Source organism: Mesorhizobium sp. B2-4-17, from assembly GCF_006441275.1.
Lineage (GTDB): Bacteria > Pseudomonadota > Alphaproteobacteria > Rhizobiales > Rhizobiaceae > Mesorhizobium.
Genome location: NZ_VFUX01000064.1, coordinates 1 through 9,835 on the forward strand (window position 1 = coordinate 1; position 9,835 = coordinate 9,835).

Here is a 9,835-nt window from a genome sequence, read left to right on the forward strand (position 1 = left end):
GTCAGAACGGATAATGCTGGCCCGGATCCTCGATCGTCACCCAGCGCAGGTCGGTGAATTCGGCGATCGAGGCCTTGCCGCCGAAACGGCCATAACCGGAGCCCTTCATGCCGCCGAACGGCATCTGCGCCTCGTCGCCGACGGTCGGGCCGTTAATATGGCAGATGCCGGCCTGGATACGGGCGGCGACCGCCATGGCGCGCCTTATGTCGCGGCTGAAGACCGCCGACGACAGGCCGTATTCGGTATCGTTGGCAACGCGCACCGCCTCGTCCTCGCCTTTGACGCGGATGACAGGCTTGACCGGCCCAAAGGATTCTTCGGCGTAGACGCGCATTGACGGTGTGACATGATCAAGCACCGTCGCTTCCACGACAGTTCCGCTGCGCTTGCCGCCCGCCGCCAGGGAGGCATCCTGGCCGAGCGCGTCGGCGACCAGTTCCTCCATCTTGTCGGCCGCCTGGCTGCTGATCAGGGAGCCCAGGACGACATGGCCGCGCGGATCGCCGGCCGGCAGTTTCGAAGCACGGGCGGCAAGCTTGGCCACGAACTCGTCGGCGATCTTTTCATCGACGATCAGCCGTTCGGTCGACATGCAGATCTGGCCCTGGTGCATGAAGGCGCCGAACGCCGCGGCATTAACCGCGGCGTCGATGTCGGCATCGTCGAGCACGATCAGCGGCGCCTTGCCGCCAAGCTCGAGCAGCACCGGCTTGAGATGCCGTCCGGCGAGCTCCGCGATGATGCGGCCGACCTTGGTCGAGCCGGTGAAGTTCACGCGCCTGACGGCCGGGTGCGCGACCAGTGTCTCGACGATGGCGGCGGCGTCCTTCGGATCGTTGGTGACGACATTGATGACGCCCTTCGGCAGCCCGGCCTCGACCAGCACCTGGCCGATCAGCCGGTGCGTGCCGGGGCATAGTTCGGAGGCCTTCAGCACCACCGTATTGCCGCAGGCGATCGGCATCGCCACGGCGCGTGTGCCGAGGATGACCGGCGCGTTCCATGGCGCGATTCCGAGGCATACACCCGCGGGTTGGCGGATTGCCATGGCGAGCGTCCCCGGCTTGTCGGAGGGGATGATCTCGCCCGAAATCTGCGTCGTCATGGCGGCTGCCTCGCGCAGCATGTTGGCTGCCAGCATGACATTGAAGCCGGCCCAGGGGCCAGTGGCGCCAGTCTCTTCCATCATCAGCCTGGTGAATTCATCGACCTTGGAGGCCATCACATCGGCAGCCTTTGACAGCAAGGCGCGGCGTTCGCCGGGGCCGGTTTTCGACCATGCCGGAAAAGCGGCGGCAGCGGCTTCGACGGCTGCGTTGGCATCGGCCACACTGGCAGCGGCGGCGCGTGTCGCCAGCCTGCCGGTGAAAGGGTCCAGGCGTTCGTAGGAAGCCGAGCCTGTTGCCGCCCTTTCATCGCCGTCGATCAGAAGTCCGATATCCATTGTTCTCTCCCTCGCTCTCGATGGAGCCTTACAAGTAGCGTGTTAGAAGCCGAGCGCTTCGGCATTGATCGATGCTTCGAGCCCGCCATCAACGGGCACGTTGGCGCCATTGATCCAGCGCGCGCCATCCGAGCACAGGAACAGCACGACGGGCGCGATATCGCCCGATGTTCCGGCGCGACCGACCCTGGCAATGTCGCTGTCGACGCGGGCATCGCCAAGCACGGTGCGGAACTGTTTCAGGATCGGCGTCTCGACCGGCCCTGGGCTCACAGCATTGACGCGGATGCCACGGCGTTTGAATAGATCCTGATGCGCCGCGCGAAAGGTCCACAAGAGCAGCAATTCCTTTGAAACGGGATAGGCTTCCTCGTTTCTGACCGCGTGATCGGCTACCACCTTGGCGACGTCGGGAAAGCCTTCGATGCCGACCATCGAAGCGGCGCGGTTGAGATTGGCGCGCCAGCCATAGCCGGCGATCGAGGCGACATTGACGATCGCGCCACCTTCGCGAAGCCTGGGCGCGAGGCCTTCGGAAAGTGCACGCAGCCCGAAGAAGTTGACGGCCAGCGTCGACACCGCGCCGGTATTGCCGGAGAGGCCGGCCACGTTGCAAAGCGCATCGAGCCGCCGCGGCAGGCGCGCGATGAGATCGTCGACGCCCGCCTTCGACGAGATGTCGGCCTTGACGAAACTGCCGACCGATGCAGCCGGCTCGCGCACATCGACGCCGATCACATCCGCGCCGAACTGGCCGGCGAGTTCCGCCGTGCGTGCGCCGATGCCGGAGGCGACGCCGGTGATGAGGATCGTCTTGCCGAAAAGCATGGTCATGCCTTCTCCTGATGCTGTGTGGTTTGCCGCGTCGAAGATGCAATGCCATCGTCGGCCGGCGCTGCCGGGTTCTCGGGAAGCCTGACGCGGTAGCCGACCGGCAGCAGGCGCAGGCCAAAGCGCTCCTCGATCGTTCCCCACAGGCCGCGCGGCAGGAACAGCGAGAACAGCACCGCCGTGGCGCCGAGGCCGACGAGATACCAGACGCCGGTGCCGCCGAACCATGTCTCGATGAGGAAGAACACCAGCGCGCCCAAAATGGCGCCCTCGAAGGTGCCGATGCCGCCGACCAGCACCATGAAGATCATGTAGGCGGTCCACTGGACGTTGAAGTAGGTCTTCGGCTGGAAGGTGATGGAGGTCGCCAGCCACAAGGCACCGGCAATGCCGATCCCGAAGGCGGCGAGCACAAACAGCAGCCGCTTGGTGCCGGTGACGCGCACGCCGACCGAAGCGGCGGCATCCTCATTGTCGCGGATGGCGCGGATCGCGGCCCCCGTGCTGCCGCGCAGCAAGCCGAAAAGGACGGCGAGCAGGGCGGTCATCGATGCCAGCGCCAGCCAGTAGATCGTCACCCGCCTGGTGCCGGCGTCGTAGACATTGAGCGAGATCAGCGAGGTGCCGGTTTCGCCCTGCACCAGCCGGTCGAGATTGACCAGGAGATGCGTCAGGGCCGCGATCACCCACATGCCGATGGCGAACTCGCCGTTCTTGAGCCGCAGCATGAACAGCGACAGCGGCCAGGAAACCGCGCCGACAACGATTGCGGAAACGAAAAGCGCGGCGAAAGGGTTGAGCCCGGCATCGGCCAGCCGGATGGCGAAATAGGCGCCGAGCCCGAAGAACACCTGCTGCCCGACCGAGACCAGCCCGCCGAAGCCGGCCAGCGCGTTCCACATCGCCGCCAGGATCACATAGATGAACAGCGCCGTCATGCGGTCGACCGCGCCGGCCGACAGGAATTGTGGCGCGACCGCGAGCAGTGCGATGACGAGTGTGGCCGCGATCGCGGCGATCCGCGACGTCGTCGTGCCGCGCTCGATGACTGGCATGGGGGCGGAGGCGCTCATGGCGCTCTCCGGGAAGGCAAGCGCAACAGGCCGCGCAGGCCCTGGCCCGAGGCGGACAGCCGCACGAACAGCACGACGAGGAAGACGGCGTGACCACCGATGAGGAAGCCTTGCGGATGCACCTGCGCGCCGAGTGTCTGGGCAAGCGCCAGCACGATTCCGCCGATCAGCGTTCCCCATAGCGAACCGGCGCCGCCGATCACCGCGGCTTCGAAAGCAAACAGCAATTGCGGTGCGCCGGCATAGGGATCGAAAGTGGCGCGCATGCCGAGGAAGGCGCCGGCAAGGCCGACCGTGACCATGGCGATGGCCGCTGCAATGGCATTGGCGCGGCGCGCATCGACGCCGACCAGCCCGGCGGTGTCGGGGTCTTCCGATGTGGCGCGGATCGAACGGCCAAGCCTTGTGCGGGTCAGGAACAGCTGCAACCCGCCAAGCAGGATCACCACGGTGGCGAACATGATCACGGCGAGCTTGCCGACATAGATGCCGCCCGGCCATTCCCATGAATCGTAGGAGAGGCTGCCGATATAGGGCGCCAGCGAACGCGTGTCGGCGCCGAACTGCTCGAACAGCATGTTGTCGACGACGATGGCGAGGCCGAACGTGGTCAGGATCGGCAGCAGCGCGCCGCCGCGCGCGCTGCGCTCGAGCAGGAAGCGCTGCAGCGCCCAGCCGATTGCCGCCATCAATGGCAGCACGATGAGCAGGCCCAGAAATGGCGAGACATGGAATCGCGAGGCGAGCAGCCACAGCGCAAAGGCGGCGAACACGGCGAGGCTGCCATGGGCGAGGTTGATGATGCGCATCACTGAGAACATGAAGGACAGACCGCAGGCGATCAGCGCGTAATAGCCGCCGAGCAGAATGCCCTGGATGATCTGGTTGCTCATGCCGGAACGTTCCCGCTTTTCCGATGCAGACCGAAATAGGCTTTTGTCACCTCGTCGCGCGAAACCTCCTTGCTTGGCCCTTCGAGCGCGACACGCCCTTCGAGCATGCAGATGACCCTGTCGGAGACCGCGAGCGCGCGGTTGAGATCCTGCTCGACCAGGATGATCGTCGTGCCGGAAGCGATCAGCCCCTGGAGCGCCGCGTAGACGCGGTCGACGATTGCCGGCGACAGGCCGAGCGAAACCTCGTCGAGCAGCAGCACGTCCGGATTGCTCATCAGTGCCCGGCCGATCGCCGTCGCCTGCTGTTCGCCGCCCGAGAGATGGCCTGTCTGGGCATGCCTGCGCGGCTTCAGGTTTGGGAACATCTCCAGCACCCTGTCGACACTCCAGTCGCCCGGCCGGCGAGCGGTCCTGCCGAGCAGCAGGTTTTCTTCAACCGTCATCTGCACGAACAGTTTTCGCCCCTCCGGTACCAGTGCGATGCCCATGCCGACGCGCCTATGCGGCGGCACGCCGGTAAGATCGGCGCCGTCCAGCAGCACCCGCCCGGCGGCGGGCTGGTGCGCGCCGGCAATCGCCCGCAGCAGCGTCGTCTTGCCGGCGCCATTGGCGCCGACCAGCGCCAGCGTCTCGCCGCGCTCGATGCTGAAGCTCACGCCGCGCACCGCCTGCAGCAGGCCGTGCCGGACAACCAGGTTCTCGACCGACAGCAGGCTCATTTCGGGCCTCCGCCGAGATAGGCGTGGACCACCCGCGGATCGGCCATGACCGTTTGCGGATCGCCGTCGGCGATGATCGTTCCCGCGTCCATGCAGATCAGCCGCTCGGCCACCTGCAGCAGGATGTGCACGATGTGCTCGATCCAGACGATGCCGATCTTGCGCCGGCGCAACTCCTTGATCGTGTCGACGAGCTCGCCCGCTTCTGCATCGGTCAGGCCGCCGCCGATCTCGTCCAGAAGCAGCAGCATCGGCCTGGCCGCCAGCGCCCGCGCCAGTTCCAGTCGCTTGCGGTCGAGCAGGCCAAGCGTCTCGGCTCGCCGGTTGGCAACGCCCAGCATGCCGCAAAGTCTCAGCGAACCGAGCGCCTCCTCATAGGCTTCGTCGCGGCCGAGCCCGGCGCCATGCGACGCGGCGACGAAGACATTTTCGAAAGTGGTCATGCCGCTGAACGGTTTCGGCACCTGGTGCGTGCGCACAAGGCCGAGCCGGCAACGCCCTGTCGCCGGCAGCGCCGTCACATCACCGCCCTTGAAGCTGACCGTGCCCGAACTGGGCGGGAAGGCGCCGGCAAGCACGCTGAGCAGCGTGGTCTTGCCGGCGCCGTTCGGGCCGACAATGCCGACGGCTTCGTCGGCTGCCATGGCGAAATCGACGGCATCCAGCACCACGAGCGCGCCGAAGCGCTTGTGGATAGCTGTGGCACTGAGGATCGCCTGTTGTTGCGGATGGGTCACCACGCGATCCTCGTCAGCGGTCCATCAGCCGTTGTAAGGAAGAAGCTTGGCCCCGACCGGAACCTTCGGATCGGTGGCGTTCTCGGTCACCACATAATCGAGCGGGAACTTCGATCCTTCCTTGGCGGCGACCCATTGCGTTCCGATGATGGGACCAGGCGAGACATTGGCCACGGGCCCGCTGGTGAAGTCGACCTTGCCAATCATGGTTTCGGTCTTGAGCGTGCTCAGCGCCTTCGCCACCGCCGCCTTGTCCTTTGCATCGGTACTCGCCTTCAACGCTTCAAAGCCGGCGTCGAGTAGCGACATCGAGGCGCCGAGTTGCTGTGTCCACTGCTTGCCGCTCGCCGCCTCATAGCCGTCGGCCAGTTCGATCCCCGAAACGCCCGTCAGCGGCGATTTGTAGGGGAAGGCCTTGTGCCAGTAGGCGGCGCTCGAAATCTTCATGCCGAGGTCGCCGAGCGCCTCGATATCCGATGGGAACAGGCCGGTCTTTGCGACCTGGGCGATCTTGATCTGCCTGATCAGGCCCTGCTGCGCCGCCTGGCGCCAGAAGGCGGCGAAATCCGGCGGGATCGGGAAGGAGTTGAAGATCTCGACGCCTTCCTGCTTGAACAGCGCGATCTGCGAGGAATAGTCGGTGGTGCCGGTTTCGTAGGCGCCGGGATCGACGATGGTGAAACCCTGCTTGGCCAGCAGCGGCGCGAGATTGGCGCGGATGGCGTTGCCGTCGGCGTCGTTGGGATACATGACGCCGACCTTCTTGTTGGTCTCGATCAGGTTCCATTGCGAAATGTAGGTCTTGAAGAACTCGCCGACGCCGAAGCCGAAATGATAGGTCCATTTGAACGGCGAGGGCGCGCCGGGCTTCGCGCCACGGCCGAAATACCAGGCTTCCCACGGCATGACCGTCGACAGGCAGGGCACGCCGGCGGCTTCGCAGGCGTCGGCCACTGGATTGATCACCTCGGGCGTCGATACCGCCAGCATGAGGTCGATAGCCTGGTTGTTGATCAGGTCCTTGGCGAGTTGGCCGGCTCGTGACGGATCCGACTGCGTATCCTGGTCGAGGATCTCGATGCTGTATTTCTTGCCGCCGATCTCAAGGCCGCCGGCCAGTGCCTTGCGGGCAAGGTCGAGCACGTAACCGTCGGTCTGGCCAAAGCCTGCCAGCGGCCCGGTGCGCGGGCTGACGAAGCCGACCTTGAGCGTGTCGCCTGCCTGGGCGAAGGCTCTCTTGCCGCCAAGCGCGAATGCCGCGCCACCGGCGATCGAGGTGGCGATGAACTGGCGCCGTGACACGCCACGAACAATGGATCTGCTGCCGATGGAATGGGTCATGCGTTTCCTCCCTCTGTGCTCCTCGGTCGGTACAGTGCACCTGCGGTTTGGTTCAGTAAAATGATATTTTGCGGTGTTTTATTAACTCCTGGGTTAGGAGATTCCGCGCCGCAGCCGAGCCCGGTTCGAACCGTCCTGGGGCTCAGGCATCAGGCCTAGCCGCCTCGCGAATGGTTTGCAGCAGGATCATGAAGGCGGGCGAGGGGGCGGTGTCGGTGCGCATCGTCAGGCCGACCGGTCCTTTGGTTTCGTCCGTGTCGACCGGCAGGGCGACGAAGGCGCGGCTTGCGAGCTCGTTGGCGACCACGCCGGCCGAGATGATCCACACCGCGTTGCTCTGCCGCATGAAGGAGCGGCCGAAGGAGTCCGAAACCGTCTCGATTTCCATCGCCGGCGCGGTCATGCCATTGGTGATGAACAGGCGATCGACAAAGGGGCGGATGACGGATTCCCGAGTTGGCATCAGCACCGGGAATTCGTCGAGCCTCGCGAAGATGTCGGCTCCCGGTTCCAGCAACGGATGCCCGGCCCGCACCACGAACAGCACCTGCTCGGAGTAGAGGTGCTCGAAGAAGAACCCGGTCATGTTTTCGGGCGCCGCGAGCCGTCCGACAACGAGATCGAGCGCGCCGATGCGCAATTGTTCAAGCAGCACGGCGTTCTCGCCGGTGACGATCTTGATCGCCGCCCCGGTATTTTCCCTGAGGAACAGGCTCATGGCTTGCGGCATGACCTTCGCCGACACTGTCGGCAGCGCGCCGATGCGGATCGGATGGCGGTTGACGGCGCCGTCCTGGCGAACGGAATCGACGCCGCGCTTCAACGCCGTTATCGCCGAGCCGGCATGGTCCAGGAAGATTTCGCCAAGCCTTGTGACGCGAATGCCGCGCCCGTCACGCTCGACGACGGCCACGCCCAGCGCCTCCTCCAGTTCGCGCAGGGTCTTGGTCACCGCCGGCGCGCTGACATGCAGGAAGTCCGCGGCACGGGCCACGCTGCCCTGCCGTGCGACTTCCAGGAATGCTTGCAGATGACGGAACCGGATGCGGCTGTCGGGCATGAATTTGATAACCCTTGAGTTAATGAAATGGCGCAAAATATCATTTTACCGAACCAAACGCGGCGTGCAATGTGGAGATGGAGGATCGAACCCATGCCATTCGTCACCATTGGCGGCATCACGCTGCACCACCGATATGTCGAGGCGAAAGGCAAGACGCCCCCGGTCGTGTTCATCAATTCGCTCGGCACCGATCTGCGGATATGGGATGAGGTCGTTACGATTCTGGCCGGTGAGATGCCTCTGCTCGTCTACGACAAGCGCGGTCACGGCCTTTCCGACAATGGCAACGGCGTCCGTTCGATTGACGACCATGTCGACGATCTCTGCGCCCTCGTAGACCATTTCGGTTTCGACAAGGTCGTGCTGTTCGGTCTGTCGGTCGGTGGCATGATCGCGCAGGGCTTCCATGCCCGCCATCCGAAACGTGTCGAGGGTCTGATCCTCAGCGACACCGCCCACAAGATCGGCACCGCCGAAAGCTGGAACAGCCGCATTGCGGCCGTGGAGCGCTTCGGCATCGACGCGATCGCCGACGGTGTGATGAAAGTGTGGTTCACGCAGGATTTCCATGCCGCCCGCGCCGCCGACCTTGCCGGTTGCCGCAACATGCTGACCAGGCAGGCGCTGCCCGGCTATATCGGGACATGCAAGGCTGTTCGCGACGCCGATTTCACCGAGAGCGCGCGCCGCATTGCCGTGCCGACGCTCTGCATCGCCGGCGATCAGGACGGTTCGACGCCTCCCGATCTTGTCCGCTCTCTGGCCGATCTGATCCCCGGCGCGCGTTTCGAGATCATCCGCAATGCCGGACATATTCCCTGCATCGAACAGCCGGAGGCGCTGGTCGCGCTGATCCGCGGTTTTGTCGCATCGCTTGCCCCTGGAGCAGAAACCCATGGATGAAGTCCCCGGCAACACAGCCAGATATCGGAAGGGTCTCGCCGTCCGACGGTCGGTGCTCGGCGACCGCCATGTCGACCGCGCCGAGGTCGGCGCCACCGATTTCGATCAACCGTTTCAGGAACTGATCACCGAGGCCGCCTGGGGAACGGTGTGGTCGCGACCGGGCTTCAGCAAACGCGAGCGCTCGATCGTCACCCTGGCGCTGCTGGCGGCGCTTGGCCATGATGAAGAGGTCGCCTTGCATCTGCGCGCAACCGCCAACACCGGCGCCACACGCGACGATATCTGCGAGGCGTTCCTGCATGTCGCCATCTATGCCGGCGTGCCGGCTGCCAACCGGGCCTTCAGAATTGCCAAGGACGTGTTTTCGGAAATGGATGGAGCCGAGAATGCCTGAGTCCGGCTCGAACCGGGTGCCCGAGACCGGCGCTTTCTTCCAGCGCGACCGAACGTGGCACCCGCCGGCGCTGACGCCGGGCTACAAGAGCTCGGTATTGCGCTCGCCGCAGAAGGCGCTGCTGTCCTTCGACAACACGCTGTCGGAGATATCGGGCCCGGTGTTCGGCCATGCCATGCTCGGTGAACTGGACAACGACCTCGTCCACAATTTCGCAAGGCCGGGTGAGAGCGCCATCGGCGAGCGCATCATCGTCCATGGCAGGGTGATCGACGAACGCGGCGTTGGCGTTCCCGGCGTGCTGCTGGAGTTCTGGCAGGCTAATGCCGGCGGCCGTTACCGCCACAAGAAGGATGGTTACCTGGCGCCGCTCGACCCGAATTTCGGCGGTTGTGGCCGCACCTTATCGGGCGAGGATGGCGGCTACG

At 64.9% G+C, this 9,835-nt stretch carries 10 protein-coding genes and 1 pseudogene; 3 read left to right on the forward strand and 8 right to left on the reverse strand.

Annotated elements, in window-relative coordinates:
- Position 1 precedes the first annotated feature (1 nt).
- From FJ548_RS29440 to pcaQ, 8 genes are all read right to left on the reverse strand, one after another.
- Entirely contained in the window at positions 2-1,447 is a 1,446-nt protein-coding gene (locus tag FJ548_RS29440; protein ID WP_140779753.1) for an aldehyde dehydrogenase, read from the reverse strand.
- Between the two features lie 42 nt (positions 1,448-1,489).
- Positions 1,490-2,275, reverse strand: a complete 786-nt coding sequence (locus tag FJ548_RS29445; RefSeq protein ID WP_140760823.1) for a coniferyl-alcohol dehydrogenase — start codon at positions 2,273-2,275, stop codon at positions 1,490-1,492.
- Between the two features lie 2 nt (positions 2,276-2,277).
- Positions 2,278-3,351, reverse strand: coding sequence for a branched-chain amino acid ABC transporter permease (locus tag FJ548_RS29450; protein WP_140607384.1), 1,074 nt, complete (start codon positions 3,349-3,351; stop codon positions 2,278-2,280).
- Positions 3,348-4,244 carry a branched-chain amino acid ABC transporter permease gene (locus FJ548_RS29455; RefSeq protein ID WP_140779755.1) on the reverse strand — a complete coding sequence of 299 codons (897 nt, stop codon included), beginning with the start codon at positions 4,242-4,244 and terminating at the stop codon, positions 3,348-3,350. Before FJ548_RS29455 ends, FJ548_RS29450 begins: the two co-directional genes overlap by 4 nt.
- Complete coding sequence (locus FJ548_RS29460) at positions 4,241-4,966, reverse strand: ABC transporter ATP-binding protein (protein WP_140760542.1); 726 nt, start codon at positions 4,964-4,966, stop codon at positions 4,241-4,243. Before FJ548_RS29460 ends, FJ548_RS29455 begins: the two co-directional genes overlap by 4 nt.
- Positions 4,963-5,706: an ABC transporter ATP-binding protein gene (locus FJ548_RS29465; protein ID WP_140779756.1), complete on the reverse strand. Its 744-nt coding sequence runs from the start codon at positions 5,704-5,706 to the stop codon at positions 4,963-4,965. The genes FJ548_RS29460 and FJ548_RS29465 overlap by 4 nt, the downstream gene beginning before the upstream one ends.
- 21 nt (positions 5,707-5,727) lie before the next feature.
- Entirely contained in the window at positions 5,728-7,044 is a 1,317-nt protein-coding gene (locus FJ548_RS29470; RefSeq protein ID WP_140779757.1) for an ABC transporter substrate-binding protein, read from the reverse strand.
- Between the two features lie 142 nt (positions 7,045-7,186).
- Positions 7,187-8,104, reverse strand: coding sequence for a pca operon transcription factor PcaQ (pcaQ, locus tag FJ548_RS29475; protein ID WP_140779759.1), 918 nt, complete (start codon positions 8,102-8,104; stop codon positions 7,187-7,189).
- Positions 8,105-8,197: 93 nt separating this feature from the next.
- Here pcaQ and pcaD point away from each other — a divergent pair, with 93 nt between their 5' ends.
- The 3 genes and pseudogenes from pcaD to FJ548_RS29490 form a co-directional block, all read left to right on the forward strand.
- Positions 8,198-9,010 (forward strand): 3-oxoadipate enol-lactonase, encoded by an 813-nt coding sequence (pcaD, locus tag FJ548_RS29480; protein WP_140760549.1) that lies wholly within the window; start codon positions 8,198-8,200, stop codon positions 9,008-9,010.
- Positions 9,003-9,407: a 4-carboxymuconolactone decarboxylase gene (gene pcaC / locus FJ548_RS29485; RefSeq protein ID WP_140779760.1), complete on the forward strand. Its 405-nt coding sequence runs from the start codon at positions 9,003-9,005 to the stop codon at positions 9,405-9,407. Before pcaD ends, pcaC begins: the two co-directional genes overlap by 8 nt.
- Positions 9,400-9,835: pseudogene (locus FJ548_RS29490) on the forward strand (protocatechuate 3,4-dioxygenase subunit beta); the annotation flags it as partial. The gene pcaC and the pseudogene FJ548_RS29490, both read left to right, overlap by 8 nt.